22 protein-coding genes and 1 pseudogene are annotated in these 26964 nt (G+C 53.2%); 13 read left to right on the forward strand and 10 right to left on the reverse strand.

The window, feature by feature from the left end:
- Positions 1–129: 129 nt before the first annotated feature.
- The 3 genes from JQR90_RS20730 to JQR90_RS20740 all read right to left on the reverse strand — a co-directional run bounded on the left by JQR90_RS20730 (position 130) and on the right by JQR90_RS20740 (position 5025).
- Positions 130–1209 carry a nucleoside hydrolase gene (locus JQR90_RS20730; protein ID WP_010799094.1) on the reverse strand — a complete coding sequence of 360 codons (1080 nt, stop codon included), beginning with the start codon at positions 1207–1209 and terminating at the stop codon, positions 130–132.
- Positions 1210–1420: 211 nt separating this feature from the next.
- A complete protein-coding gene (locus JQR90_RS20735; protein ID WP_010799095.1) occupies positions 1421–3823 on the reverse strand; it encodes a glucose/quinate/shikimate family membrane-bound PQQ-dependent dehydrogenase in 2403 nt (800 codons plus the stop codon).
- A 56-nt stretch (positions 3824–3879) separates the two neighbouring features.
- Positions 3880–5025: an aldose epimerase family protein gene (locus JQR90_RS20740; protein ID WP_434140991.1), complete on the reverse strand. Its 1146-nt coding sequence runs from the start codon at positions 5023–5025 to the stop codon at positions 3880–3882.
- 699 nt (positions 5026–5724) lie between these two features.
- On the opposite strand from JQR90_RS20740, the gene JQR90_RS20745 reads away from it, so the two are divergent.
- From JQR90_RS20745 to JQR90_RS20760, 4 genes are all read left to right on the forward strand, one after another.
- Positions 5725–6489 carry an SDR family NAD(P)-dependent oxidoreductase gene (locus JQR90_RS20745; protein WP_010799097.1) on the forward strand — a complete coding sequence of 255 codons (765 nt, stop codon included), beginning with the start codon at positions 5725–5727 and terminating at the stop codon, positions 6487–6489.
- 119 nt (positions 6490–6608) lie between these two features.
- The gene (locus JQR90_RS20750; RefSeq protein ID WP_286788449.1) at positions 6609–7028 is read left to right on the forward strand and encodes a DUF2946 domain-containing protein; all 420 of its coding nucleotides are present in this window, start codon (positions 6609–6611) and stop codon (positions 7026–7028) included.
- 82 nt (positions 7029–7110) lie between these two features.
- Positions 7111–8496: a PepSY-associated TM helix domain-containing protein gene (locus JQR90_RS20755; RefSeq protein WP_286788450.1), complete on the forward strand. Its 1386-nt coding sequence runs from the start codon at positions 7111–7113 to the stop codon at positions 8494–8496.
- A gap of 152 nt (positions 8497–8648) precedes the next feature.
- The gene (locus JQR90_RS20760) at positions 8649–9665 is read left to right on the forward strand and encodes a hypothetical protein (protein ID WP_434140994.1); all 1017 of its coding nucleotides are present in this window, start codon (positions 8649–8651) and stop codon (positions 9663–9665) included.
- 88 nt (positions 9666–9753) lie between these two features.
- On the opposite strand, the gene JQR90_RS20765 is transcribed toward JQR90_RS20760, so the two are convergent.
- Positions 9754–9990, reverse strand: coding sequence for a hypothetical protein (locus tag JQR90_RS20765; protein ID WP_010799101.1), 237 nt, complete (start codon positions 9988–9990; stop codon positions 9754–9756).
- A 1405-nt stretch (positions 9991–11395) separates the two neighbouring features.
- On the opposite strand from JQR90_RS20765, the gene JQR90_RS20770 reads away from it, so the two are divergent.
- The 3 genes from JQR90_RS20770 (at position 11396) to JQR90_RS20780 (ending at position 15385) form a co-directional block, all read left to right on the forward strand.
- Positions 11396–12619 (forward strand): MFS transporter, encoded by a 1224-nt coding sequence (locus JQR90_RS20770; protein ID WP_407363858.1) that lies wholly within the window; start codon positions 11396–11398, stop codon positions 12617–12619.
- A 409-nt stretch (positions 12620–13028) separates the two neighbouring features.
- Positions 13029–14738 (forward strand): YbaL family putative K(+) efflux transporter, encoded by a 1710-nt coding sequence (gene ybaL / locus JQR90_RS20775; protein ID WP_434140997.1) that lies wholly within the window; start codon positions 13029–13031, stop codon positions 14736–14738.
- A 383-nt stretch (positions 14739–15121) separates the two neighbouring features.
- On the forward strand, positions 15122–15385 hold the full coding sequence (locus JQR90_RS20780) for a PapB/FocB family fimbrial expression transcriptional regulator (RefSeq protein ID WP_010799106.1): 264 nt from the start codon (positions 15122–15124) through the stop codon (positions 15383–15385).
- A gap of 155 nt (positions 15386–15540) precedes the next feature.
- Here JQR90_RS20780 and JQR90_RS20785 read toward each other — a convergent pair whose 3' ends face one another.
- Positions 15541–15990: a PA2169 family four-helix-bundle protein gene (locus JQR90_RS20785; protein WP_010799107.1), complete on the reverse strand. Its 450-nt coding sequence runs from the start codon at positions 15988–15990 to the stop codon at positions 15541–15543.
- 357 nt (positions 15991–16347) lie between these two features.
- Positions 16348–17505 carry an SDR family oxidoreductase gene (locus JQR90_RS20790; RefSeq protein WP_434140999.1) on the reverse strand — a complete coding sequence of 386 codons (1158 nt, stop codon included), beginning with the start codon at positions 17503–17505 and terminating at the stop codon, positions 16348–16350.
- A 617-nt stretch (positions 17506–18122) separates the two neighbouring features.
- On the opposite strand from JQR90_RS20790, the gene JQR90_RS20795 reads away from it, so the two are divergent.
- The 3 genes and pseudogenes from JQR90_RS20795 to JQR90_RS20805 form a co-directional block, all read left to right on the forward strand.
- On the forward strand, positions 18123–18263 hold the full coding sequence (locus JQR90_RS20795; protein WP_010799109.1) for a hypothetical protein: 141 nt from the start codon (positions 18123–18125) through the stop codon (positions 18261–18263).
- Positions 18264–18669: 406 nt separating this feature from the next.
- Positions 18670–19077, forward strand: coding sequence for a hypothetical protein (locus JQR90_RS20800; RefSeq protein WP_286788456.1), 408 nt, complete (start codon positions 18670–18672; stop codon positions 19075–19077).
- Positions 19078–19185: 108 nt separating this feature from the next.
- A pseudogene (locus tag JQR90_RS20805) lies at positions 19186–19634 on the forward strand (pyridoxamine 5'-phosphate oxidase family protein); the annotation flags it as partial.
- 88 nt (positions 19635–19722) lie between these two features.
- Here JQR90_RS20805 and JQR90_RS20810 read toward each other — a convergent pair.
- The 4 genes from JQR90_RS20810 to JQR90_RS20825 all read right to left on the reverse strand — a co-directional run bounded on the left by JQR90_RS20810 (position 19723) and on the right by JQR90_RS20825 (position 24552).
- Positions 19723–20091, reverse strand: a complete 369-nt coding sequence (locus JQR90_RS20810; protein WP_286788457.1) for a histone-like nucleoid-structuring protein, MvaT/MvaU family — start codon at positions 20089–20091, stop codon at positions 19723–19725.
- 629 nt (positions 20092–20720) lie between these two features.
- Positions 20721–22946: a xanthine dehydrogenase family protein molybdopterin-binding subunit gene (locus tag JQR90_RS20815; RefSeq protein WP_434141002.1), complete on the reverse strand. Its 2226-nt coding sequence runs from the start codon at positions 22944–22946 to the stop codon at positions 20721–20723.
- Complete coding sequence (locus tag JQR90_RS20820) at positions 22943–23932, reverse strand: FAD binding domain-containing protein (RefSeq protein ID WP_434141004.1); 990 nt, start codon at positions 23930–23932, stop codon at positions 22943–22945. The genes JQR90_RS20815 and JQR90_RS20820 overlap by 4 nt, the downstream gene beginning before the upstream one ends.
- On the reverse strand, positions 23932–24552 hold the full coding sequence (locus JQR90_RS20825; RefSeq protein WP_409438629.1) for a (2Fe-2S)-binding protein: 621 nt from the start codon (positions 24550–24552) through the stop codon (positions 23932–23934). The genes JQR90_RS20820 and JQR90_RS20825 overlap by 1 nt, the downstream gene beginning before the upstream one ends.
- Between JQR90_RS20825 and JQR90_RS20830 the strand changes: the two genes are divergently transcribed.
- The 3 genes from JQR90_RS20830 to JQR90_RS20840 all read left to right on the forward strand — a co-directional run bounded on the left by JQR90_RS20830 (position 24551) and on the right by JQR90_RS20840 (position 26799).
- Positions 24551–24973, forward strand: coding sequence for a hypothetical protein (locus JQR90_RS20830; protein ID WP_434141006.1), 423 nt, complete (start codon positions 24551–24553; stop codon positions 24971–24973). The genes JQR90_RS20825 and JQR90_RS20830 overlap by 2 nt on opposite strands.
- 105 nt (positions 24974–25078) lie before the next feature.
- On the forward strand, positions 25079–25507 hold the full coding sequence (locus JQR90_RS20835) for a DUF2231 domain-containing protein (protein ID WP_434141008.1): 429 nt from the start codon (positions 25079–25081) through the stop codon (positions 25505–25507).
- The gene (locus tag JQR90_RS20840) at positions 25504–26799 is read left to right on the forward strand and encodes a PQQ-dependent sugar dehydrogenase (protein WP_434141010.1); all 1296 of its coding nucleotides are present in this window, start codon (positions 25504–25506) and stop codon (positions 26797–26799) included. The genes JQR90_RS20835 and JQR90_RS20840 overlap by 4 nt, the downstream gene beginning before the upstream one ends.
- Positions 26800–26964 lie beyond the last annotated feature (165 nt).

The raw sequence follows: 26964 nt of genomic DNA on the forward strand, positions 1-26964 counted from the left end.
AGGGATCTAACACTATCCGCTAAGTTTTTATTTAGAATTTCTGGCTGCGGAGGATGTGCCAGCAGCGCAGACCTGTGTGGAGGCAAGGACAGGGTTGCAACAATACAGCTGGCAACCCTAGGCACCACTTCATGGTCGTTTGACTGGGGCAGGCAACGTAACCAGCTTTACATAATCATTCCAAAAGGCTTGTTGATCGATACCAAATACCACCTTGGCTTTCTGGGTGCCTAATGGGGGATTCTTGTGGTAGCCCAGTGACCTGCCGTAGTTCGGGCCAAAGTGGGTATCAACGTCAACCCAAAGGTCTTTCGATTCGGTTACCAGTTCCGGGTGCACCAGGAAGAGCGCCGGCAGACTGTCCCAGGTAAAACTCTGGTAGGCAGGGTCCTTGTCGAACTCAGGGCCCAGGACTGTCTTGTACAGATCAGGGATAACCCCTTCAGCGGCCACGATGCGCTTGTAGACGCCTGCGTTGAAGATGACCTTTTCGCAGACGTCGTTGGGAAAGATCACATGCTCTATCGGCGAGCGTAAAACGATCCGTGCAGCCTCCGGGTCGAACCACCAGTTGAATTCTGCTGCGGGCGTGGTATTGCCTGGAATCTCGATGGCGCCGCCCATGTACACGATCCGCTTGATCAGCGGCACGATCTCAGGTGCGCTGCGGATGGCCAGGGCAAGGTTAGTCAGCGGGCCGACAGCCAGAATTGTGACTTCATGGGGGTGCTGCTTGATGCTGTCGATAATGAACTGGGTCGCTGATTCAGGGCGTACCGTCGTATGGGTGGCGCGGCCATCCGGAGGCGCGATGAGCGCATCGGCTGAAGTCGGTCGTGGACCTTTGAAGGCGCCAGGCCATCCTGCGCCAAACAGCGCCTGTTCTTGCGGGTACGTCGAGAGGTCATGTAGAAGCGGGTAGGCTGCGCCAGAATAAACGCCGACCTCCTTTTCCACGCCCATACGCTCGACGGCCTTGAGGGCGTCTACCTGCTCTTGATCCACCCAGGCATTGCCGCTCACCAACGTCATGCCCAACAGCTCGATCCGTTTTTGCGCATGCAGTTGCGCCAGCATGATGAATGCCTGACCGTCATCATTGAGTACATTGAAGTCGGTATCGAAAATAACCTTGTCTGCAGCCTGTATAGGGCCTGCCAGAACGCCAAAGGCCAGGATGGCGGCGCAGTATTTGAAGAGTGCTCGCATCGGTTGGGGGCTCTTGTTGTAATAGTGATGCAGCAAGTGAGACAGGTCTCATCTGCCCGAAAGCTGTATTGCCAAGCATAACGCAGCGGCAATGAACTCTGCCAACAACGACGTTTATTTTGGCAGGCCAATTCCTAGGCATAATGCAGAAACAGCGAAGCCCGGATGAGATTTCCGGGCTTCGCGTAGAGGTCAGCTCTGATTACGAATTTTACTTCGTATCGGGAAGGGCGTATGCAATCAGATAATCACCCATTTTGGTGCCAAAGGAGCCGTGCCCGCCCGCCATGATGACAACGTACTGCTTGCCGTTGGCTTCGTAGGTCATGGGTGTGGCCTGGCCACCAGCCGGTAGACGTGCCTCCCATACCTTGTCGCCATTGGTCACGTTATAGGCGCGGATATAGTTGTCCTGAGTACCGGCAATAAACATCAGGTTACCTGCTGTCGAGATCGGGCCTCCTAGCATGGGGACACCAATTTTCAACGGTGGCAGTTGAAGCCCCTGCAGACTGTCCCGAATCGTACCGATTCGCTTACGCCAAACTACTTCGTGGGTTTTCATATCGACCCCGGCGACATAGCCCCAGGCCGGCTGCTTGCACGGAAGGCCCAGCGGTGACAGGAACGCATTTATCTCTACACCAAACGGCACACCATATTGAGGCTGAATGCCCGTTTCGGTGCCGGTCCCTTTGGCGCCTTCTTCTGGCCACATGGGATTACCCGGGCCGCGCGGAATCAGCTTTGACACAAAGGGCAGCGCCATAGGATTCATTAACGCTATTTGGCGATCGGAGTTGACGGAAATGCCACCCCATTCAAAGACGCCAAGGTTACCGGGGAAAACAATCGTGCCCTGTTCGGACGGTGGCGTGTATTGACCCTTATAGCTCAGGCGCTTGAAGATCACGCGGCACATCAGCTGATCGAACATGGTGGCGCCCCACATGTTCTTGTCAGTCAGTGTCTGGATGGGGGTCAGGTTCAAGGCGGAGCGAGGCTGCGTCGGGCTTACCCAATCGCCTTCTGCGGCGCCCTGTGGTACCGGCACCTCCGTAATGGGCACAATGGGCTTGCCGTCACGACGATCCAGTACGAACAGATTACCCGCCTTGGTCGGTACGTAAACAGCAGGAACCGTGTCGCCAGATTCTGTCTTTACATCAGCAAGAGTAGGCTGGGAAGGTACATCCATGTCCCAGAGGTCATGGTGGGTAGTCTGATAAGACCAGACCAGTTTACCGGTCGAGCCGTTCAGCGCAACGATGGCACTGGCATAGCGCTCCATAAGCGGCGTACGGTGGCCGCCCCAGATATCAGGCGTGGCGTTACCTGTCGGTACATAGACTACATCTGCAGCGGCATCATAGGCCAAGGGTGCCCAGGCGTTGGGTGAGTTGTTAACCAGGGTCTTGCCGTCAGTCGGGATCGCATTGGGATCTTCTGCACCCGTATCGAATATCCACTGCAACGCGCCGGTATTGACGTCATAACCCCGGATGGCGCCTGATGGCTCATGGATAGAGAAGTTGTCAGTAACTGAGCCACCAATGATTACTGTAGTGCCCGTTACAACCGGCGGTGAGGTGGGCTGTAAACCACCTGGATAGGTATAAGGATGCATCTCCTTAAGATCCAGCTCGCCATTGTTGGCAAATTCGCTACATGGTTGGCCATTGTCTGCGTTGATGGCAAAGAGACGGCCATCATTGACGGGCAGGAAGACCTTGCGTGGGCAGCTGGTTTGAGCCTGGGGTTTACCGGCGAGGCTGGCTGCAAACTCCGTGGTGTTGGCTTGATCGTAATAGGATACCCCACGGCAGGTCAGGTGCTGGTAGGAGGGTTCCGATTTAAGCTTGGGATCGAACCTCCATTTTTCCTTGCCTGTAGCCGGGTCCAGCGCTACCAATATCTGGTGCGTGGTGCAGATATACATGTTATCGCCAATCTTGATTGGGGTCAGTTCGTTAGTGGTTTCCCCCGAATCGTTCTCGGTTCTGGACTCGCCACTACGAAATGTCCAAGCGACCTGCAGGTCTTTGACGTTGTTCTCGTTGACCTGATTCAGCGGCGAGTAGCGCGTACCGCTTTGGGTCCTGCCGTAGGCAGGCCAGTCCGCCGGGCTGATACCCTCTACCGGCTGAGCCTGGGCAGGTTGGGTAGACGCCAGGCTGCCATTGATCTCCTGCGGATCATTGAAGATCGAATACACCAGTACGGCAATGGACAGCACCAGCGTTGCAGATAAAAAGGTTTTGCTGGCTCTAAGACCTGCGCCAATGCCACGCGTTACTCCGGGAATCAACAGCCAGATGCCCAACAGACCGAGAATATTCAGGCGTGGTACGAGAGCCCAGAAATCGGTGCCTGCTTCCCAGAGGCCCCATACGAGCGTCACGAGCATCAGTACCGCATAAAGCCAGATCGCGGCGGTAGAGCGACGCGCGAGCAGAATAGCGCTGATCAGCAGAGCAATACCGCTGATCACGTAATAATACGAGCCGCCTAATACTGCAAGCCAGGCCCCTCCAATCACTAAAATTACCGCGAATATAACGGCGATAACCGCAGTGAAAGTTCTCAATCCAGACCTTGTCGATAAAGTGCTCATCAACTGTTTCTCTCTTTGTAAAAACGCGCGGATCCTTTAGTGAACTATCAAAGGCGTTATTGAATACCGAAACGGAATACGGTCGTGCTATTAAATACCTCCCTAGGTTTTAATACCGTACTAGGAAAGTCCGGTTGGTTCGGGCTGTTTGGATAATGCTGGGTTTCAAAGGCAAACGCTTCAGTCTGCCGATATACCTTGCCGCCTGCGCCCGTTACGTTCCCCTTGAGAGCATTACTGGTATAAAACTGCAAGCCGGGTTCTGTAGTCAGGCACTCAAGTGTGCGACCCGTTCCATGATCAACGACCTTGGCCGCATCTTGTAACGCCTTTGGATCAGCGCCTTTGTTCAATACCCAGTTGTGGTCAAAGCCATGGGCATAAAGCAGCTGTGGGTCGTTGGCGCGAATGTCTTTGCCAATGGCTTTAGGCCTTCGAAAGTCAAAAACACTGTTTTCCACCGGTTGCAGGGTACCGGTAGGGATCGACTGAGCATCGGTGGGAAGATAATGATCGGCATTTATCTGCACCACCTGATCCAGGACTCCATGAGTACTGTCAGGTCCGGCCAGATTGAAGTAACTGTGGTTGGTCAGGTTGATGACCGTGCTCTTATTCGTCTGGGCCTGATAGTCAATACGAAATGTGTTGTCGTCAGAAAGGCTGTAGGTAACGGTTAGCTGGAGGTTGCCTGGAAACCCCTGATCGCCCTCTGGGCTGTTTAGCTTCAGGGCAGCCTTGACCACAGGGCCTTCAGTCACCAATGGCGTGACCTGCCAGATGCGCTTGTCATAGCCCTTGCTACCGCTGTGCAGCGTATTAGGACCATCATTTCGTTCGAGCTGATAGTTTTTTCCGTCAAGTGTGAACTGCCCTTTGGCGATGCGATTGGCGTAGCGGCCAATCAGAGCGCCAAAGTGGATGCCTTCACGAGCATCCACGACTTCGTAACCATGCAGATCATCGTACCCCAGCACAATGTTGGCGCGTTTGCCGTGTCGGTCAGGCGTAATGATCTCCGTAATAACACCACCAAAACTTAAAAAAGAGACGCTTACGCCTTTGTCGTTAGTCATGGTGTAGCGCGTTACAGAATGGCCATCTCGCGTGGTGCCGTAAGATTCCTGAGACAACGTCGAAGCAGCGCTGTATTGGCTGGCGAATATGCCTAAAGCAGCTACGAACAAACCTGAAGCCCGCATTGTTATAAGTCCACCTAATTGAGCAATACAGGTCAGAGTCAAAATGTTACAACTCGTTCGTTGCCAAAGTGCGATAAACACTGGATTAGATCTTTCACGTACAAAGTGTCAGGAAATTAGGCGGTTTGGACTTCTATTTGGACTTCTATTCGTCTCTGCGTTAATAACTGAACGTAGCCTGATATGGCCGATTTGCCCGAGGTTTTCTGCAGTCGTACGATATGCAGACAAGGCTGTACCTAATGAAAGTTTTAAGGGTCGTGAGCAAGCGGAACGAATAGCAATCCTTGAATTCTGTGAAAAATTTAAATGCTTTTAAAGCGATTCAAAATTTGTTTTCGTTGTGTAATTTATTGCATGCCGTTTCGAGTAGAGGCGTTGTCGGCGCTACATGTAATCGCGGCATTGAACCGCCCAAGCGATCAAGTGAACGACATAGCATTGAGAAACCAATATTCAGTCAAATTAATGAAGGTTTGCATAGACGACGTCTAAGTGACTCTCGAAGCACTAGCGGGCCGCTTGTGTTTCATTCGTTGTGTTCTCGATAAGCATCGCTTGTAAAGTGGTATGCGTGCCCTCGCCAGAATGTACTTTCTAACTAGCGATCGCTTGGCTCTGCAATGCACCTCCTGATGAACTTGGGTTTGCTGCTGCGGTTCTACTGGTGCATACCTTCCATGATCCAGAGAGGCTGACATGACTCGTTTTACTAACAAGGTGGTGCTCGTGACAGGGGCAGGATCGGGTATTGGTGAAGCAACTGCCAAACGATTTGCGGAAGAGGGCGCTAAGGTCGTGCTGGTGGGCAGAACGACCGAAAAGCTTGAGCACGTGGCGCGTACGCTTCCAGCGGATAGCAGCTACATCAAGACCGCTGATGTCTCGGACCGGATTCAAGTAGAGCAGCTGATCGCGGATGTCATCCAGAAGTATGGCCGCCTGGATGTGCTGGTGAACAATGCGGGTACGGTGGCCCAGGGCAAGATTACCGAGGCTGATGTCGACGACTGGCGCAAGGTCATGTCCACCGATCTGGACGGTGTGTTTTATTGTAGCCGAAGCGCCTTGCCTGAACTGATCAAGCAGAAGGGCTGCATCGTCAATGTCTCCTCGGTCTCAGGCTTGGGCGGTGACTGGGGGATGAGTATTTACAACGCGGCCAAAGGGGCAGTAACCAATTTCACCCGCGCCTTGGCAATGGACTTTGGTGAAGAAGGCGTCAGGGTCAATGCCGTTTGCCCCAGCCTCACTAAAAGCGAATTGACAGAAGATATGCTTGGCAATGAGTCGCTTATGGCCAGCTTCAGGGAGCGGATTCCGCTGGGTAGACCAGCCGAGGCTGAAGAAGTCGCTGATGTCATTGCGTTCCTGGCCAGTCATGATGCCCGTTTCGTGAACGGCGTGAATCTTCCTGTCGATGGTGGGCTCTCAGCCTCCAATGGGCAGCCCAGACAGGCCTGACCTCTCAAAAGCCGGTGTTGCGCCATGTGGCTGCAGCCCGGCGTTTACGTGTATATCCACCGCTCGACAACAAATCCCGCATCTGGCCTGTGCCTGCCATCAGTGCTAAATTGGTTGGTATGAAGTCAGTTCGAGCCCATTTTACTTCTCTTGCCTGGATGCTGGTTGCCGCCGTCCTGCTCAATGGTCTCGCCTGCAGTTTTGGTCACGGCATCATGCATGGCCAGACATACCGTCTCCCGTCGCCCCACGAAACAACGGTGGTGATGGACCATCACGTACATCACCATGCTATGACCGCCGCGCCTGATACGCACCAGGGCAGTATGCCCATGGTTGACTCATCTCATGATTCAGCTATCAAGCAGCTTGCCATGAGCGATTGCGCCTTCGCTGGTACGCTTCCACTGGCGCTCATGGTTTTCACGGCGCTGAGCTGGCTGCTGCGTCATAAACGGCAACGCCTGTATCATCTGGACGCCGGTTGTCGACGACCTCCCCGTGACGCATTTCCCTGCCTCAATCCCCGCGCGCCCTGACAGCCACTGGCGGCATTTACTTACTAACCCTTAGTTGGCGGCAGCCATGTGTTGTCGTCGTGCTTAGCCGTGGTGAATTCTCATGTCAGGTTCTTCGCCAGCGTCGGTCCAGAATAGACCGGGCGCGTTTATCCAATTACTCAGACGATTGCACTTCTATATCGGGCTTTTTGTTGGTCCTTTTCTTCTCGTGGCGGCGCTGAGCGGTATTGTCTACGCTTTAACCCCTCAGCTTGAGGACTACCTTTATGCCGATGCCCTGCATACGGATAGCCAGGGCGCTCCTCTCAGCCTTGCCGCCCAAGTGCGTGCGGCCCAGGCAGCGGTAGATCCGTCCTCTCGCATCACTGCCGTACGCCCTGCGCCTGCAGCCGGTGATACTACCCGGGTGATGTTCAACGCGCCGGGCCTGGGCGCTTCAGAGAGCCGTGCCATCTTTATCGACCCGGTGACCGGTGAGATCAAAGGCGATATGAAGGTATACGGGACGAGTGGTGTCCTGCCATTACGCACCTGGCTGGATCAGTTTCACCGGGGCCTTCTGTTGGGTGATGTGGGGCGAATCTATAGTGAGCTGGCGGCATCCTGGCTATGGGTCGCCACCTTGGGCGGCTTGGTGTTATGGGCGTCACGACGGAGTCGTACGCGTGGTAAGACGCCGGCGGGTCTACGCTCTCTGCATGGGTCCACAGGGGTATGGCTGCTGGCAGGGCTGCTGTTCTTTTCGGCCACGGGGCTGACATGGTCACAGTATGCAGGGAGCAATATCGGCATTCTGCGTGCATATTATGGATGGTCGACGCCTGTTGTTTCGACGGAGCTGGGTAGCTCAACCACCATGAAGATGCCCATGGATGAGCATGCCGAACATCATATGCACATGGATAACATGCCGAAGATGGAAGCGGTTGATCCCGACGTGTTTGATCACGTGATGGCCGCTGCACGTACCCAGCACATTGACGCGGCAAAGGTGGAAATCAAACCTGCCATGCGGCCGGGAAAAGCCTGGACGGTTAATGAAATCGACCGTCGCTGGCCTACTCATGTGGATGCGGTTGCTATCGATCCCGGCTCCTTGGCGGTGGTGGATCATGTCCTGTTTGCTCAGTATTCTCTGCCAGCCAAACTGACCCGGTGGGGTATAGATGCGCATATGGGGGTACTTTTCGGCCTTGCCAATCAGCTGTTGTTGATTGGATTTGCGGGTGGCCTTGTGGTCATGGTGGTTTGGGGATACCTGCTCTGGTGGCGTCGGCGTCCGACCTTTAATGATGCTCCTCAACCGAGTCTTATCGATGCATGGCGTGAACTGGGCCTGGTTCAACGAATCCTGGCGATTGTGATCTCGACAGTACTGGGGATCTGTCTGCCTGTATTAGGCGCCAGCCTGCTTGTGTTTCTAGCGGTGGATTTCATTCTGGGCTTCAAGGCTTCGTTTTCAGATCTCAAGCAAAGGCAGTTGTAGTACAAGGGAGAAAAACGCTGGCTGCACCGTGAGCGGTTAGCGTTTCTCCTCTCCAGTTCGCGTACTGCCAAAGCTGTCAAGATGATTAAGTAGGAACCCGAAACTTAAATTGACCACACAGGCAATACCCTATTTGTTCTGTGGAGGCTGATATGTCAGTAAAAGTGCTTGGGCCCGCTGAGCCAGGTTTTAGCCTTGGCAGCAATGATTATGGCCCAACGCCTGGGCTCAACGGTGGCCTGGCTCAGCCATACGGCGGACAGGTTAATTTCGGTTCGCCTTCTGAGCTTGCCAGCCAGGGAAGGGAAATTACGTTCGGCAAGGCTGGGGCTGGTCATTCCCCAGGTGGCGCCAAGGGAGCTAGCGAAGAAGATTTGATGGCATTGGTGCGTGACCTGGTGCAGCAAATCCTTCAGATGATTGCGCAACGGTTACAGCAAAACCAGAACGACACGGGAGCATCCTCTCAGGGCCAAAGTAAGGGTAGGGAGGTAGGAAAAGCCACCGCACCAGCGGCTGGTAGTCCGGAACAACCTTCTGTAGCTTCTGGCCCTGCTGTAACTCCCGAAACTCACCCGCAAAAGGTAACGTCTGCAAGCCCAGCCAGTAGTGACGGGCCCACTGCCGGTAGCGGTCCGCGTGCATTCAATATAACCAATACTCAGGACCATCCGATCAAAATAGGCCAATTCGATAAGAACGAACAGTTGACCGCTGAGCTAACGCTTGAGCCAGGGCAGACAGGCGTTATGAGATTCGAGAACGATACCACCGGACTGCTTAAGCAGGCGGATGCAGACGGACATTACCGTCCTGATGCCAGCCGGCTGGAATTCTTCAACGGCTTTATCAATACCAGTGATATCGATGGCCGAAACGCCTCGATCCATGCCACGGATAACAAAGGATTCGAGATTGGTGATAACAAGAGTATTGCTGACGCTGCGCCTAGCAATATCGTTACAGCCGATTCTGCTGGTAACAAGACCATTGCTGGCTTCTACGATGGTTCGACAGAAACCATGAATAAAGGCGGCCAGTTCATGACCGAGAAGCTCGGTACAGGCATGACTTACATGCACCCTGATGATGATCGTCTGCCCACTGGACAGAATCCGATGCGCCATACTGATTCGATGACATTGGATGTCACGTTTGGGAAGCCATAAATAAAGTCGGTGACGCACCGTGTGGCGATATACAAGTACAGAAAGCCCGAGGTGCCTAGGGCTTTCGTTAAATCTTTTGCAGACAGTGCTAGCGACGACGATTCAAATCTCTCAGGCCAAACCAGAGCACCGCCTGGGTGCTAAAGCCGATAATCAGGACAAAAAGCCCAACTGCCATGAACGTCCAATGAGATGAAGCGTAGCCCAAGCAAACAACGACCGCCGCTACGATGCCAATGAGCAAAGGGATGCGGCTGAACCAGAGAGCTTCGTGATGAACTCGGGATTCAAGCATGGCAATCATTTCTTCCCTGTTTCTGCGCATTGGTGTCTACCTGTTTTACTAATGCGGAATGTGGCTCCCATGAGTATAGTCAGCATTTGCATTAACGTAGGCTGTCTAGCCGTACGTTTTACCTTTACGACCCACGGTCTGATAGAACTTAGTGCCCGGCAGGCACAGTGCGGACACATGATGCTTTAAACACATGCTTTGGAGTGGAAGAAGCAACGCGGCCATATTCCATTACAGCATCGCAGCGGCGTCTTTCCTCGCTAGGGCGCCCTAGAGCAAACGCTTTGTTGATTATCCCTCATCCTAAAGAGGACACAACGTTCTGTCTTTAAGGTAGGTCGTTCAATAACGGCATCTGAGAAATTGGGTTCCCGATACAGCAGAGTAATAGTTTGAGGCTCCGCGAGTAATAATTCACTTAAGGATGGCGGGTCGCATCCTGATGCGCCTGCTGGGTATCAACTTTGTATCCGATCTGTGCAAGGCCAAACAGGGCATTCTGGTACAAGGGCCGATTTGAGGTTTACACAAGAGGTCATTTCCTGCTCAGCCGTTGATTCAAGGCGGCTTGTCTTACAAGAATCTTGGAAGCTACATCCTGACCTAATCCCTTGTATCCATTATTTACTTACCTTTACCGTATCTGATGAACTTCTCATCCCCTAATTGAGTATCTTTACCGTGCTAGCGGTCCTGCTAGTAAGTTGAAGCTAGGCCTTTAGCCTGGATGGACGTTGTATTGTCTTATTCCTTTAAGAACAGATATCCGTCCGGGCTATTTTTCAGCTCGCCTCTAATAGCCCGTGCTATTGCAACGCTTCTACTTTGATATCGGCTCGGTATTTCTTGGTTTAGAAAAGGGTTGCAGTCTGACAAACAGCTATACCGTTTAGCCGGTCCTGTCGTGATACAGCGTTTTACGGCTGTCTATTAGAAGTACTTTCAGAAATGGGTAATCGTTCTTTGCAGGAGGTGTGGCATGCGCATACAAAGCAGGTTGTTGCAGAGAATATTGAAGAAGATGCAGGCTGGGATGTCGGCCTTGGGTAGTTTTGCCTTACTTGCCCTTTTTACGATAAATCACTGATGTGAGACCTGCTAAAAGAGGCTCAGCGTCTTGTAAAGTGATCCTTCATAAACGGCAGGATGGTAGCCTCAATCAATCCCAACTGATGTGCCTGTGATGGAGCGGCGTCGTGGCTCTGGTCCGGGTAACGCCTTGAGTACTGAATTGATCCGCCTCGCTGGTGCCAGTGAGGCCTTCCTGCCGGTCGTCTTTCATACTGGATAGCATGTGGCTTTTAAGGTGCCGTATTTGCCTTGCTTATAAGTAAACCGCAACCGGACCTGCACACTGTTTCGAATTGTATCTAGATACCATGCTTACGAAATGGCACAGTACGGTACCAAACAATGAGTATAACGAGTACCGTTCATGTCCGTGCCTACTGCCCAGGCTGACACTTCCATCCGTTCAGCCTCTGCCGCCAATCCCCTTGTGATGAGCATTGTTTTCTCTTGCGCGCTCGCGCATCTGATCAATGACCTTATCCAGTCGGTTCTTCCGTCCATCTATCCAATGCTGAGGGAAAATTACGGTCTGACCTTTACCCAGGTAGGGCTGATTACGCTGACCTTTCAAGTCACAGCCTCTTTGCTGCAACCATGGATTGGTTTCTATACGGATCGATATCCAAAACCGTTTCTGCTTCCGGCTGGTGCTGTCTGCACACTGATAGGCATCCTGATGCTGGGTTTTGTCGATACCTTTTCGACCATACTGGTAGCCTCGGCGCTGATTGGGGTTGGCTCATCCACCTTTCACCCTGAAACCTCGCGAGTTGCCCGTCTGGCTTCCGGTGGCCGCTTTGGTCTGGCTCAGTCTACTTTCCAGGTAGGAGGCAACGCAGGAACCGCCGTAGGGCCATTGCTCGCTGCAGCGATCATCATCCCTTTTGGTCAATCCCATATCGTGTGGTTCGGCCTGTTCGGACTCTTTGCCATCGGCGTGCAATATCGGCTTAGCCTCTGGTATCGGGGCCACTTAAATACGGCGGGGAAAAAGAAGGGGCGTGAAGCTACGCATGGGCTGTCTCGCCGCCAGATCACGGGAGCCTTGGTCGTCCTGGCCTTGCTGGTTTTCTCCAAGTATATCTATATGGCCAGCATCACCAGCTATTTCACGTTTTATCTAATCGAGAAGTTTGACTTGTCGGTGGCCAGCTCCCAGCTGCATCTGTTCCTGTTTCTGGGCGCGGTGGCAGCAGGTACATTCTTTGGTGGTCCCATTGGCGACAGGATCGGGCGCAAGGCGGTAATCTGGTTTTCCATTTTGGGGGCCGCGCCGTTTACGTTGGCCATGCCGTACGTTGATCTCTTCTGGACCAGCGTGTTGAGCGTGATTATTGGATTTATCCTGGCGTCGGCCTTTTCTGCCATTGTGGTCTATGCCCAGGAGCTGGTGCCCGGCAACGTAGGCATGATCGCCGGTGTATTCTTTGGGCTTATGTTCGGCTTTAGTGGTATTGCAGCCGCAGCGCTGGGCCATCTGGCGGACCTGCGTGGTATCGAGTACGTCTACACGCTGTGCTCATTCATGCCGCTCTTGGGCATTCTTACGATCTTTCTACCTTCCACCCAATCTAAACGCACGCATTGAGCCGACATCTAACGTACTCCAAGGAGCAATCTGCTTGCCTCTTGGAGTCGCTGAGTTTGTTCGCCCCTAACTAGAGGTCTTGGCTAACTTTTTATTGCTTTTCCTTTTGGAAATTCCTGTAGTCAGGATAACCACCAAAAGCAAACATGACAGCGCTCAAAATACCTATCGCAGCGTAGTTTGCTCCAATCTTCATCTTAATAAGGAGGTAAAGGCCGCCCAAGCCTGAACCCGTACGCGGGCATGGAACCTAGCATTGTCCATCAAACTATTACCCATATCGAAAGGATGCCATTAACATCCTGTAATGAAAGGGCATTTTTTTAGCCAACCAGTAAGGGTGAATGAAAGTCCGGCCAGTTATGCTCATATTTAGCGGTTGAATACTGGACACGTTAGAAGGAGTTCTATGGAGCACAACATTCCCCTTATTACGACGATTGCTGCGGGACTTGTTGTCGCGTTGATACTGGGCTTTTTGGCCGAAAAGATGCGAATACCCGCACTGATTGGTTATTTGTTGGCAGGCATTTTCATTGGCCCGTCCACACCCGGTTTTGTTGCTGACATGCACATCGCCTCGGAGCTTTCCGAGATTGGTGTGATGCTGCTGATGTTTGGCGTAGGGCTGCACTTTTCCATTGGTGACCTGCTTTCGGTCAAGCGCATCGCCATTCCTGGCGCTATCGTACAAATGAGTCTCGCCACGGTACTGGGCGCTGTACTGGCTCACTGGTGGGGCTGGAGCTGGGGCAACGGCCTTATCTTTGGTCTTTGCCTGTCGTGTGCCAGTACTGTCGTGCTGCTTAAAGCATTGGAGGCGCGCGGAGTGCTAGACAGCATGAACGGCCGTATTGCCGTCGGCTGGCTGGTCGTTGAAGATCTGGCAACCGTACTGGTGCTGGTACTGCTACCTCCACTGGCAGGCATGCTCGGTAGTACCAGCGAAGCATTGCCCGCGCAGGACGGGCCACTCTGGGTAACGCTTGGGAAAACCCTTCTGCAGATCGTCGCCTTCGTCGCACTAATGCTCATTGCCGGACGCCGAGCGCTGCCATGGCTGCTCTGGCAAGTGGCGCGAACAGGCTCTCGCGAACTCTTCACGCTAGCGGTCGTCGCGATTGCCATCGGTATTGCCTTCGGTGCATCCAAGCTCTTTAATGTGTCTTTTGCGTTGGGTGCTTTCTTTGCCGGTATGGTAATGAGGGAGTCCAAATTCAGCCATCGGGCTGCCGAAGAGTCCTTGCCATTGCGTGACGCCTTCTCGGTATTGTTCTTTGTGTCCGTAGGGATGCTGTTCGACCCCATGATCCTGGTCCAGGAGCCGGTCCATGTGCTGGCCGTTGTGGCTATCATTGTGCTGGGAAAATCGCTGGCAGCGCTGGTTATCACATTGTCGCTACGCTATCCGCTCACTACCGGCATGACGGTAGCTGCGAGTCTTGCCCAGATAGGAGAGTTCTCTTTCATATTAGGCGGTCTCGGTTTGACGCTGGGGCTGCTACCGCAGGAGGGGATGAGCTTGGTATTGGCCGGTGCGCTCGTCTCGATTGCGATCAATCCGCTATTGTTTACCCTTATCGAGCCGGTACGCCGGTGGGTGCTGGCGCGCTCGTCGTTTGCACGCGAGCTTGAAAGTAGGCAGGACCCTTATGCTGAACTTCCCATGGATACGGACCGTAAATACCTGGAGCGCCAAATTGTTCTAGTTGGTTATGGACGAGTTGGGCGGCGGATAGCAAAGGTATTGGACGACCAGGGGATTCCTTACGTCATTGCTGAGCAGAACAGGGAAATGGTGGATCAGTTGCGTAAGGAAGGCAAAGCGGCTGTCTCCGGCGATGCTGCGGACCCTGCTGTGCTTATCCAGGCCCATATTGCCAAGGCTGCCATGCTGGTCATCGCAACTCCTGATCCACTCAACGCGCGCCAAATGGTAGAAACCGCTAAAACGTTAAATCCGGAAGTAGAGGTCGTCGTTCGCACTCACAGTGAGGATGAATCACAGCTCCTGCGGCGGGATGGAGTCGGTACGGTGTTCTTCGGGGAAGAGGAACTGGCGAAGGGCATGGCAAGTCATGTTTCAACTCGTTTTGTGGAGTTGATAGCTCATCGGTAACGGAGAGCGTATCCCAGACGAATCAAGCTTGAGGATTATATACATCGCCATTATGGGCTAGTGAAGCAAGGCGTAGCTAATTACGCCTTGCTTCACTATTGGTGATGAGCGCTCAGATAAATTCCAACTCGGATATTAAGGTATAGATCTCAGTCTGCGAGGCTATAAGCGGTTTACCGGGCCTCTAACCCGCATTGTGGCTTGAACATTCGATACACCAAGTGAACAGAAATTGGAGGTTCCATCTGCTAAAAACGAGCTATACTATTGATAACCTATTAAGGTAACTCAGGTATAGTGGTATCTAGAGGCGACCTGCCTCTATCTCAAAGATTACTCGCCTACCTGTTACACATACCTGTCATTAGACTGCTGAGAGAGCCATGCGCGCCCGTACATTGTCCTTCTTGAAACCTGGAGCACTTGAGCGTGAGCACTTTGACCTGTTACTGGAGGGTACTTCCATCCGGGGGGAACGGGTTATTCGCGCCTTGGAAGACTTTCTGATAAAAGGTGTACCCGTAACCGAGGCCTGTGAGAGTAATGGGGTAAACCGCAGCCAGTTCTACCGCAGGCTTTATGCCCTAGAAAGCGAGAGTGAACGAGCGAGACGCTTGAGCAAGTTTTATAACTACGCCAGTGATTGATACCCAGCCTCCCAGGTTACTGTTGAGCTGGCGGAACGTAGATTAATGCTAGCAATTTTTGCTTGATATACGCGTCGTAGAAGGTGCTCATCACCGCTGAAAGCCGAGCCGAAAGAGAGCCTTTTGCAAGGCATCTCTTTGCGGCGCCTAAGGGCTTAGCTTGCTCGTGCAGCGTCTCTGAGTGCCTTGACCTGGTCATGGTTTCGTTGCACCCCTTGCAGCTGCCGCTCTACGACAGCGCGAACATCCGCAGGCAAATCCTTTTCAAGCGCCTGCTTGTAGCTCTTGAGAGCGACATCTTCGCCGCGCTCGCATTCATTAAGAATCGCTTCGTCACTCTTACCTGTAATTGATGATTTGATATCGACCCACTTGCGGTGGAGGGCGCCCGATACGCTGGCCTTTTGCTCCGGATCACCGCCTAGCTTGGTTACGAGTTGCTGAAGCTCGGTTGCAGCTGTGCTGCAATCCTGTGCGCGGGCTGCCATGGTTGACTTGAGTTTCGGATCCTTCAGGTCATCGGCGCATTCCTGAAACCCCTTGTAGCCATCCAGACAGGTTTCAATCAAGTCGTTCAGCTCAGAAATTACCGCTTTGTTATCCATAAAGATTACCTCCAGGCAGTTCAAATAGGTGTAGCCTGGTCTATACGACGAGGCTATTTAGCTGACCCGTTCCGGTGTGGCTTCGTTCAGTTCGTGATGGATGAACAGCGGTTTTGATGCAAAGGGAAGCTCTAAGCGCTTGGTTGTTTGAGCTGCACCAGGAGCGGATCAGCTACGGAGTAGGGCGCGTCCTCAATGGAGTCTAGGTGAGGCATGAAGCGCGCTACGTTATTGAATGAATGAGTTTAACGGCGTAGCAATTCTCTATCCGTTGCAGGCCCGATTTCGATCAATATGAAAATAAAATAGGCGAGAGGCTATTACTCAGTCCTCTCGCCTTAGTCCTGTCAGCCCTGATTACGCGGCCCTAGCAGTCGCCAGTAGGGACAGTTCTTTTTTCATCGCTGCAATTATGGCAGTCCATTCCAGCTCTTCGACATCAATAGGAAACTTGGCGAGAGCGTCCTGTGACATCCACTGCAACGGCCGACGTACCTGGGCATCGTTGAAAATGAAGCGGTTCTCCATCGCGAATCCATACGCTTCAACGATGACTCTATTAAGCTTTGCCTGTTTTTCATTCAGGTGAGCCAACGCCTCGTCAAACTCGTACTGATTCTCGAAATAGCTGATATGGCCAGCCATTTCAGCCACCTGACCCAATGTAGGAATATTGCGTGTAGCGGATGAACAATGGATAACCTGAAACAGACTATTTGAAGGGTCTACGGCATTTGCCAATAGCATATTGACGCAAATATCCACGGGGATCATGTCGTTGATCGCCGTTTTCATGGATGCTGGAAAATGTTTAACGCCTCCAAGCGCAATGGATCGGATGAAAGCGGGCAAAGAGATGGAGAAATTGCAATAACCCTTACTTGGATAGGCCCAGGCGCCTGTGACTGAGGTAATGCGCGCGACCATAATAGGGAGGTGAGGGTAGCGCTGGTGTAATAGGCGTTCCATCAGATTCTTTGAATAGGCGTAAGCATTAGGCCATTCACTAAGCCTTGCGCTGCCTCCTTTCGTGACGATCTCTTCCAGTTCAGATTCCGCCGTTGAGTCCTGATAGATTCGTTCCTCAATATGCTCCGTCGCTGAGCGATTACATAGCGCCCAATAGCTGGATGTAACCAAAAATAGTGCACGTTTTTCAAAGGTAGCGACAAGCGTTGCACCCTGTAGAGCAGACAGCGTGTTAGCGTGTACCTGATCCTGTATGTCGGTATCCCAACGGGTATACGCAGCCAGGTGGAAAACAATGTCCACATCCTTCCTGATTTCCTGCAGCCAAGAGGTGGCAATGTCCCAATTTTCCTTCCTGATATCGCCCTTTATCCATACGACTCGTTTGTCATAAGCATAAGCTTGGGAAGGAGGCGTTGTATGATAAAGGCAGTAAATCCGACCGACACCTTCGAGTTTTTCCGACAGGGTCTTGAGCAACATCGAACCAATAAAGCCCGTAGCGCCGGTGATCAGTACATTCTTTCCTTCGTAAGCCTTGTCCACTGATGTTCTCCACATGGGTTTATTACAGGACAAGTGGCCAGGAGTTACCATGTTGCTTTAAGCACATGAACTGCCTGCGCCTGACCGCAAGTCAGCACATCCACACTTTAGACTCGTCGCATGAAGCCTTTATGAAAGGCCTGAGATAGAGCGGCAGGAACCGCTTGTGTAGGTTTTACACCACAGCCTCATTAAGCCTTAAATACAAAAGCTAGGAATAGCTTTAGCCAGTGGGTTACCTTTTTAGAAAACCTCTGATTTGCTCAATTCTTCTTATCAGCATTTGTGAACCGGCAAACGGATAATGCAAGAGGGGGACAATCAGTCACGGAAGGGACTTAAAAGTGGCTTTAAGCGCTGGCCAAAAGCCAAATAGAAAATCTGATAGCAGAGTCATGACCCTATTTGACGACTTTAAAGTCAGTCGCAGGTAAGCCTTAGCTGCTTACTCGTACAGGTTCCGATCAAAGGCTACGTAACTTATTTTTTCAGCAAGGCAACTTTTTAATTTGGCTCTGTCCTACCATTTAGCGGCCAGTCACTAATTACCTATCTATTGAACGTAGGGATAGCAAAAGTCGCCAAGGGAATGGATAACATCAATAGAGGTGAGAATAATGACAACTACCCTCCAGCAGCGCCGTGAACAGTTGAATGCTCTAATGGAAGAGTCGCGGGCCAAGGCAAAAGCCTTGGGAATCCACTTTGACTTCAGGAAAGCGAGGCTCGCGGCGCGTAGCGTTGTGTTGGGTAAGTAAAAGGCAACATGGTTTAAAAGCCTGGCCGCGATGCGATAAAGACTGTCCGTTTCGCATTGCAAGAAATGTTGGTGCAGGTTATTCAGATAACCTGCACCACGCTTCGACACAAACCTGACGATCAGTGCGTTAAGGTTAGGGCATTGCGTTGAGTAGGTATGGCTAAGCAGTTCGTTGCCGCTTGCGCCGATTCACCCGACCGACCTGAACACTCTCGGCAACCTGGTAAACGGACTTGGCCAAATCAACCGCAATGCGTTTCATTGCATCTGTCCCAGCGAACAGTCACCACTGTGTTATAGAAGAAATGTGGTGCAGCGAGAGTCCATTACAGCCTTCAAGGTCGTTCGCTTCGCTCACTGGGACTGGCTGAAGCTCGCCCTTTAGCCAAAACATTAGAGATTTTATGCTTAGCGACCGTACGCTTGGTTTTTTGGAAGGCTTAGCAGCCGCGTCTAATACCGTATATCAAGAAGGCGGTCTTCTGTTTACCTTCAAGTTCGCTCACCAACAGGCGCATAGAGGTTTGGATGAGTCTTCAAGTGTGCGCTGCTTAGGCTTAAGCGATGAGGCTATCGAAGAATTGGCGCGTTTCTTCCAAGGCTCGCTTGGTCAGTACACTAAAGGAAAACCATCTCGAAACGCACTAGCAGTTGCCAATGCTTTAATTGAGCACCTTCAGCATGACCTCCAATTCCAATTTGCTGCTCTTCAGGTTGAGGACGAAGATTATGGAATGAGGGTCCAGATTGAAATGATTCAGCAGGCCAAAAACAATCTCTATTGTCTAGAACTTTGGTGGTCTGTCGATTAGGTTCTAATAGCGTGTTCAAATCGTTCTGTGCTCATTCGGACGAGCTACGTCCATCTTTGAAGCCGCTAGTGCTATATCTATTTCGAACCATACTACTGCCGTGCCTGGGGGCTTGATGCCTCACCGCGCAGAGTCACACATATTGAAGATAGTTGAACGCCATTACTACCGGACCGAAGAGGGAATAACCGAATCGACAGCTTGCGCAACATCATTCAGGATCCACGTGTAGCACTACTTTTTCTTCTCCCTGGTGTAGGCGAGACCCTTCGTGTAAACGGGACAGCTCAAATCACTATTTAGCTTGATCTTCTTTCGCATTTTGCTGTAAACAACCAGGCACCCAAAACAGTAATCCGGGGCAGCGTTAACGCTGTCTACTTTCAGTACAGTAGATTTATTATTCGCTCTGGGCTTTGGGACGATGCCAGCCATATCGGCCGGGCCACATTACCAACGCTGGGTCAAATATTGAAAGTGTTATCCAGGTCGGAAATTGATGGCGACGTCTATGACCGTGCGTTGCCTGGCCGGCTTGCGAAAATACCTTGTATTAACCCCTCTTTGCTCTAGCAGTAGCACTATAGGGCGTTACGGCCGCCTACTCTGCAGGTTGCTGAATAGGCAGCCGTATAAGCGTGGTACTTACTGAAGCCAGCCTTCAACCACGTCAGCACCATGCTCAGCCTTCCAGGCTTTGAGCGTCTTGTGGTTGCCGCCTTTGGTCTCGATCACTTCGCCTGTCTCCGGGTGCTTGTAACGCTTGACGGAGCGTGCACGGCGGGGTGCCTTTTCTGGGTGCGCAACCAAGCCATGTGGTTTGCGAGAATAACCCGGATCAATAATGGCAATAATGTCGCCCAGGTTTTTGCCATAATCGCTCATCAATGTTTGAAGCTTGGATTCAAACTCGATTTCACGCTGTAGAGATTCATCGTTTTTGAGAGATTCGAGTAGCTGTAGCTGGGCCTTTAATTGTTCTTCGGCAGCACGAAATTCTGCAAGCTTGGACATAAATACCTTAACGTTTATGATGTGAAAGTTTCACCCGGATACGCCTTAGCCGGCACGTCTGGATGACTTAAAATATAATAAGAAGCTGGCGCTAGTCTACGCGATTAATGTGGTCAAAAGTATAGTCGTTCAAACTTAAGTAACCGGCTTGCTCACCTGATTAATGAACATCTTTTTGAAGCAAGTCACTAAAGCACGGATCAGCGACCCGTTTCAGGCGAGAGCTGATTACTCAATAGCGCCTGCCACTGTTTCCCAGCTGCTTTGAAGTCGATGGTGTGTCATCAGGGTAGGTTAGTTATTTTTAGGCAAAAATAACATCATCAAGTAGGGCGCGGAGTCGTCTATTTAAAGCCTATGGTCTAAGACTACCTTAAAAGCAACCGCGGTGTATCGCATACTTTCAGCAATGATTGCACATAGCTTTAGTAAGACGTGAGTCTAAGGTAAAGATTGATTGTCTCGCCAGAGAGCCGTGCGCACTGATGATGAATAATGCCGCCTATTTATTACCACCTTAACGGGTACGAGATAGAAGGTTTTTGGTATTGATGGCAAGAGCTGATCCGACTGCGTGCAGGAAATACCTTATTTCGTAACCCCGGCGCCCATCCCTGGGCCGTGGCGGCTTATACAGCCTGGGGAATCTCATCCATCAGCTTGTCTAGGGTAATCGGGAGGTCGCGGATGCGTTTGCCGGTAGCGTGATACACCGCGTTGGCGATAGCAGCCGCCAACCCTGTAATGCCGATCTCACCGATACCGCGTGCACCAAACTCGTTGAGGGCATAGTCAGGATAATCAAGCAGTATCACGTCCAGTTCCGGCGGCTGGTCGGCATGTACCGGCACCATGTACTCGGCGTAGTCATTGTTGGTGGGCATGGCGTTGCGCTCGTCGTAACTGGTAGCCTCGAACATTGCCATGCCAATAGCCATTACGATCGCACCCTCCACCTGATTCGCAGCGGCCTTGGCGTTAATGACCTGACCGACATCTATCGCGCTGACCACCCGTGATACACGCAGACGAGAGATACCCGGGTCCCAACGTACCTCCACGAAATGAGCACCAAAGGAGCGGATCGAAACATCACTTTTATCCGCTGTCTCGGTTCGGGCTTCGCCTTCAGCACTGCTCAAACGCCGTGTAGTAAGCAGGTGGGCAAAATCCAGCGCGTCGCCATCCTTGACCAGCCGGCCATTAGCGAACTCCAATGCTTTGGGGTCGGCACCCTTGAATGGCCCGTCCTCTATAGCAAAGCTCTTTAGTTGCTCAATAGCGTCCCGGGTAGCCTCCGCCACGGCGGGTAGAACGCTGGCGGTTGCCCAGGAGCCGCCAGAAACGGGGCCGGGCGGAAAGGATGAGTCACCCAACTGTACAGTGATCTTCTCCAGTGGCAGGCCGGTGATCTTGCTCACGGCCTGGGCAACGATGGTATAGGTGCCGGTCCCGATATCCTGCGCGCCACAAGTGACGTAAGCCGTCCCATCGGCACGCAGTGATACCCGGGCCTCACAGGCGCAGCGCATGGCATCCCAGTTACAGGCCGCCAGGCCATAGCCGATTACCTCATGGCCGTCTCGCATCGAGCCGGGCTCTGGGGTTCGCTTGTCCCAACCAAATTTGGCTGCGGCCTTGTCGAAGGCTTCCTGAAGGTGATTACTGGACCAAGGCATGTCCTTGCTTTCGTCCCGAGTCGAGGCATTGAGTTTGCGAAATGCCAGCGGGTCCATGCCAACGGCCTCCGCCATTTCATCCATGGCTGACTCCAGTGCGAACAGACCCGGTGCAGCGCCCGGTGCACGCATGGAGGTAGGCGTGCCGTGGTTGACCTGCAAGGTCGCATGGGTAACAGCCAGGTTCGGGCAGCTGTAGAGGCTCTTGGTCACGCTACCGCAGCTTTCAGTGTTCTGGTCAGTAAAGGACGTGCTGTTGACCGATTCATGTCGTACCGACAGTAGCTTTCCCTGGTCGTCCGTGGCGAGCCGCAGTCGTTGCTCGGTGGCTGGACGATGGCCGGTGGTAGTAAACATTTGTGGACGTGGCACCACGAACTGTACGGGACGACCTACAAGTCGCGCGACAGCGCAAGTAGCAGGGGAGTGCGGCCACGCCCAGAGCTTGCTGCCAAAGCCCGAGCCTATAAAGGGCGATTGCAGTTCAACCTTGTCCGGGCTCAAACCAAAGATACGGGCTAAGGTGTTGCGGTGCACGATTACCGACTGCGTGGATTCATACACGAATAATCGATCACCTTCCCAATAAGCAGTCGTGGCATGCATCTCCATTGGGTTATGGGTTTCGACAGGCGTGGTATACGTGAAATCGATGCGATGGGCTGCCTTGTCAAAACCAGCCTGTGGGTCTCCGCGTGAGTAATCCGAGCCGGCAGTTTTGGGCGACTGCTCCTTTTTTGCTTGCGCGAGTGTGGCTAAGGTAGGCTCTTCCTTATACTCGACCTTGACCTTGTAAGCCGCCGCGCGAGCTTGTTCAAAGGAGTCGGCTACTACCATGGCCACGAACTGACCGGCGTAATACACCCGGTCGTCCTCGAACGGCAACCGACTTTCGTCGACTTTCACCAGCCGGTCGATCTTGTCTGGGTTCAGCTTCATCTTGGGTGGACGATAGAGTTCGGTGAAATGGTCGTGGTGGTAGATCCCGAGTACGCCCGGCATGCGCTGGGCCTCATCGACATCGATACGGGTGACGCGGCCGCTGGCGATGGTGCTGTAGACGCCATAGGCATACGCCATGCGCTTGAGTCCGTGATCGGCAGTGTATTGGGCATGGCCGGTGACCTTGAGTCGTCCGTCGACTCGTCTGGGACCAGCACCGATGATGTTGTTCATGCTACACCTCCGGTAAGTGTCTGCAGATTACGCACGATGGCCTGTTGGGCCAGTGGAATCTTGTAGGCGTTGTGCCGATAGGGCGTGGCACCCTGTAACGCTAGCTGCGCAGCACGGCGGAAGATCTCGTCATTGGCGGGCTGGCCACGTAATGACTGTTCCGCTTCATGGGCTCGCCAGGGCTTGGTGCCGACGCCGCCCAGTGCGATTCGCGCATCGGTGATGCGGTCACCCTGCAGCTGCACAATGATGGCACTCGACGCCAGCGCGAACTGATAGGAGGCACGATCGCGCAGTTTCAGGTAGCCCGAACGGCTGTTGGCCAGTGGCGGTGCAAGCGTGATGTAGGTAATCAGTTCGCCGGGAGCGAGGGCGTGTTCACGTTCGGGGGTGTCGCCGGGCAGCAGATGGAAATCGATGAAGTCGATCGTCCGCTCACCCTTGGGACCTTGTACATGAACAGTCGCACCAATGGCTGCCATCGCTACGCACATGTCAGATGGGTGCATGGCGATGCAGTGCTGGCTGGTGCCCAGGACAGCGTGGACTGAGCGATGGTCGCCCTCGATCGCCGAGCAGCCGCTGCCGGGCTTGCGCTTGTTGCAGGGCGAAACGTTATCGCGGAAATAATGGCAGCGTACCCGCTGCATGACGTTGCCAGCCGTGGTGGCTTTGTTACGTAATTGTGTAGTAGCGCCTGCTAACAGTGCCTGAGACAGCACGGGATAGGCCTGGACAATGTAATTGTCTTGAGCCAACGTTGTATTGGTGACCAGGGCGCCGATACGCACGCTGCCATCGTCCTGGCGCTCCAGTCGGTTGAGGCCTACACGGTTGATGTCCACCAGCCGTTCGGGCTGCATAACGTCAAGCTTCACGAGATCAAGGAGCGTGGTGCCGCCAGCCAGGTACATCGCCTGGTCTGACTGGCCAGCCTTCAGCGCCTGCTCGGTGCTGGTTGCACGATCAAATTGAAAGCTACGCATCAGCTGGCCCCCTTCACCTTGCCGCGGGCCGACTGTATGGCCGCAAGAATGTTTTTGTAGGCACCGCAGCGGCAGATATTGCCGCTCATGGCTTCGCGGACGCTGGAATCGTCGCTGCCAATGGAGGGATCATTCAGGATCGCCACGGCACTCATGATCTGCCCGGAAGTGCAATAGCCACACTGATAAGCGTCGTGTTCCCAGAAAGCTTCCTGGACCGGATGTAGCTTGCCGTCTTTTTCTAGGCCTTCAATAGTGGTGATCTCATCACCGTCATGGCTGACAGCCAGCGACAGGCAGGAATTCACTGCCGTCCCGTTCACATGCAGGGTACAGGCACCACATTGACCATGATCACACCCTTTCTTGGTTCCGGTTAGCTGCAGACGGTCACGCAGTACATCAAGCAGTATGGCGTTAGCAGGAACATTGAGTGTGTGAGCCTGGCCGTTCACCTTCAGGGTGATCCTTTGCTCGCCAGGTTGCAGAGGTTGTTGGGTATCGTCGACAGGTGCGGCCTGAATGGCCTGAACCCAGACTGGAGCCGAGGCGACGGCTAGGCTGGATACACCCACAGACTTGAGAAAGCTGCGGCGGTTGGGGGATATCGAGTCGCTCATGGAAGTCCTCATCGTTGGGACGTTCCGTCTCGTCACAAGACTTGACCCGCTCGAAAACGGCCGCGCATGCCTGATACATGCGTTATCCATTTGCCGACGGGGCTGGCTCGTAGCGATCACGGGCACGCCCATTCAGGAGTGGTCACAGACGGCTCACCGCTTCTGCGTCAGCAAGGCCGCTCTAGACGGACCGCCTTCAGGGCAGAAAGGTCCGGCAATAGTCATACGTTTTCCGGCTATTGATTACTGGATGTGTGTTTTGAGCCTTGTGATCAAGCGGGCCGTGCATGGCTACCTTCTGGCCGTCTGGGGCCGCCTCCAGCTGCTAGAGCGCGTTGAGGTTTCGGATCGCCAGAGGGCTCGGTGCAGAGCCTCTCCGGAGGTTTCAATATGTTTCATTCAATGGGCAGTCGTGAACTAACACATAAGCGCTGCGTTCCTTTGCTATGGCATCACCAGCAGGCATCTGACATCCGGTGCACCTGCATACGGCCTTTGCAAGACATAACAGAGAAAAGGAGCTCCCGTGACCACCGCATTTCATTCGACCTATAGAGTCACACCCGGTCCGCTGCATGCCATACTGCTTGCCGGAACCGTGCCGCTGTTTCTTGGCGCACTGCTCAGCGACATTGCCTATTCCAAGACATACCAGATCCAGTGGAACAACTTTTCGTCCTGGCTGATTGCCGGAGGTGAACTCTTCTGCGGGCTGGCGCTGTTGTTCGCGTTGGTCAATCTGATCCGCGCTGATCATAAGGGCGGGCGGCCAGTGATGTATTTTCTGCTCTTGCTGATCACCTGGGTACTGGGGCTGGTTAATGCCTTCGAGCATGCAAAGGATGCCTGGGCGTCGATGCCCATGGGGCTGTCTCTCTCGGTAGTCGTAACGCTGCTTAGCATTGTTGCAGCCTGGATCGGCCTGACCAACCTGCGCTCAGGAGGTGCAAGATGAGAAATTCGAATGCACTGACGATACTGAGCATGGCGGTAATGCTAAGCGCGTGTGGCGGTGGCGAGGGAGAAGCCACCCAATCACACGGTGGTGATCCAAAGCTACCTAATCCCGAGCGCGGCCTGCTACCGAGTATGAAGATTGCTGATCCAGCACCCTGGGGCGATGAAAAGCCAAAAGTGCCTGAGGGTTACGACGTCAGAGCGATCGCAACGGATCTTAAAATCCCACGGCAAACCCTTGTACTAAACAACGGGGACATCCTGGTGGCGGAAGGCCGGGGCGGTAACGCAGCGAAACTCAAGCCAAAAGATGTTATTGCCGGGGTCATCAAGGCGGAAGGCAATACCAAGGTAAAGGGGGGCAATCGCCTTACATTACTGCGCGATGCAAACGGTGATGGTACCTATGAGATTCAAGAGGTTTTTGCCGAGAACCTGAACGCACCGTACGGTCTGGCTTTATTTGAGGGCAAGTTGTACGTGGCCAATCAGGATGCGCTGGTGCGCTTCGACTATGTGGATGGTCAAACCAAGGCCAGCGGTCCACCGACCAAGATTACCGATCTGCCTGCGGAAATTAACCATCACTGGACCAAATCGCTGGCGATCAGTCCGGATGGTCGTTTTCTCTACGTGGGTATCGGCTCCAACAGCAATATTACCGAGCGCGGCATGGAAGCCGAGGTAGATCGCGCAATGGTCTGGCAAGTCAACGCTGAAACGGGCGCTCACAAACCCTATGCGACCGGTCTGCGTAACCCGACAGCATTGACCATTCAGCCGGAGACGGGGCAATTATGGGCCGTGGTGAACGAACGGGATGAGCTGGGCCCTGATCTGGTTCCGGATTATCTGACCTCGGTCCGTGAAGGCCAATTCTATGGCTGGCCCTACAGTTATTGGGGTAAGAACGTCGATCCTCGCGTGAAGCCAGAGAATCCGCAAAAGGTTGCTTCTGCCATCGCGCCAGATTACGCGCTGGGCTCCCATGTCGCCGCGCTGGGTGTGGATTTCTCAATACCGGAAATGGGTGACAAGTTTGCCAATGGCGTATTTGTTGGCGAGCACGGCAGCTGGAACCGAAAGAATCCGGTCGGTTACAAAGTGGTCTTCGTACCGTTCAGCAACGGACGCCCGTCCGGTGATCCTGTTGATTTTGCAACAGGGTTCCGTGGAGATGACGGGAAAACCCGTGGCCGTCCGGTGGGTGTAACGGTCGATCCGCGCGGTGCGCTCATCATCGCTGATGACCTATCAAATACTGTATGGCGGGTGACGCGGACGCAGTAGTTGGTTCTGCGCAGGACGGTCCTATCAGGGCCGTCCGTACCCACCAGGGAAATATCAGGGGCAGTCAGCGGATACGTCTCGTCTATTTATCCTTTATCTACCACTCTGATCCTCTGGCGCATCGCTTAGCAGGTAATGCGCTGTTAAAGATGTGTGCTCCAGTGC

The sequence above is a fragment of the Pseudomonas sp. JZ114 genome (genome assembly GCF_051027705.1).
Taxonomy (GTDB): Bacteria; Pseudomonadota; Gammaproteobacteria; order Pseudomonadales; family Pseudomonadaceae; genus Chryseomonas; species Chryseomonas luteola.

Coding starts and splice junctions, on each gene's coding strand:
- JQR90_RS20730 (WP_010799094.1), bottom strand. CDS start 1,209: ATGCGAGCACTCTTCAAATACTGCGCCGCCATCCTGGCCTTTGGCGTT.
- JQR90_RS20735 (WP_010799095.1), bottom strand. CDS start 3,823: ATGAGCACTTTATCGACAAGGTCTGGATTGAGAACTTTCACTGCGGTT.
- JQR90_RS20740 (WP_434140991.1), bottom strand. CDS start 5,025: ATGCGGGCTTCAGGTTTGTTCGTAGCTGCTTTAGGCATATTCGCCAGC.
- JQR90_RS20745 (WP_010799097.1), top strand. CDS start 5,725: ATGACTCGTTTTACTAACAAGGTGGTGCTCGTGACAGGGGCAGGATCG.
- JQR90_RS20750 (WP_286788449.1), top strand. CDS start 6,609: ATGAAGTCAGTTCGAGCCCATTTTACTTCTCTTGCCTGGATGCTGGTT.
- JQR90_RS20755 (WP_286788450.1), top strand. CDS start 7,111: ATGTCAGGTTCTTCGCCAGCGTCGGTCCAGAATAGACCGGGCGCGTTT.
- JQR90_RS20760 (WP_434140994.1), top strand. CDS start 8,649: ATGTCAGTAAAAGTGCTTGGGCCCGCTGAGCCAGGTTTTAGCCTTGGC.
- JQR90_RS20765 (WP_010799101.1), bottom strand. CDS start 9,990: ATGCGCAGAAACAGGGAAGAAATGATTGCCATGCTTGAATCCCGAGTT.
- JQR90_RS20770 (WP_407363858.1), top strand. CDS start 11,396: ATGTCCGTGCCTACTGCCCAGGCTGACACTTCCATCCGTTCAGCCTCT.
- ybaL (WP_434140997.1), top strand. CDS start 13,029: ATGGAGCACAACATTCCCCTTATTACGACGATTGCTGCGGGACTTGTT.
- JQR90_RS20780 (WP_010799106.1), top strand. CDS start 15,122: ATGCGCGCCCGTACATTGTCCTTCTTGAAACCTGGAGCACTTGAGCGT.
- JQR90_RS20785 (WP_010799107.1), bottom strand. CDS start 15,990: ATGGATAACAAAGCGGTAATTTCTGAGCTGAACGACTTGATTGAAACC.
- JQR90_RS20795 (WP_010799109.1), top strand. CDS start 18,123: ATGACAACTACCCTCCAGCAGCGCCGTGAACAGTTGAATGCTCTAATG.
- JQR90_RS20800 (WP_286788456.1), top strand. CDS start 18,670: ATGCTTAGCGACCGTACGCTTGGTTTTTTGGAAGGCTTAGCAGCCGCG.
- JQR90_RS20810 (WP_286788457.1), bottom strand. CDS start 20,091: ATGTCCAAGCTTGCAGAATTTCGTGCTGCCGAAGAACAATTAAAGGCC.
- JQR90_RS20815 (WP_434141002.1), bottom strand. CDS start 22,946: ATGAACAACATCATCGGTGCTGGTCCCAGACGAGTCGACGGACGACTC.
- JQR90_RS20820 (WP_434141004.1), bottom strand. CDS start 23,932: ATGCGTAGCTTTCAATTTGATCGTGCAACCAGCACCGAGCAGGCGCTG.
- JQR90_RS20830 (WP_434141006.1), top strand. CDS start 24,551: ATGGAAGTCCTCATCGTTGGGACGTTCCGTCTCGTCACAAGACTTGAC.
- JQR90_RS20825 (WP_409438629.1), bottom strand. CDS start 24,552: ATGAGCGACTCGATATCCCCCAACCGCCGCAGCTTTCTCAAGTCTGTG.
- JQR90_RS20840 (WP_434141010.1), top strand. CDS start 25,504: ATGAGAAATTCGAATGCACTGACGATACTGAGCATGGCGGTAATGCTA.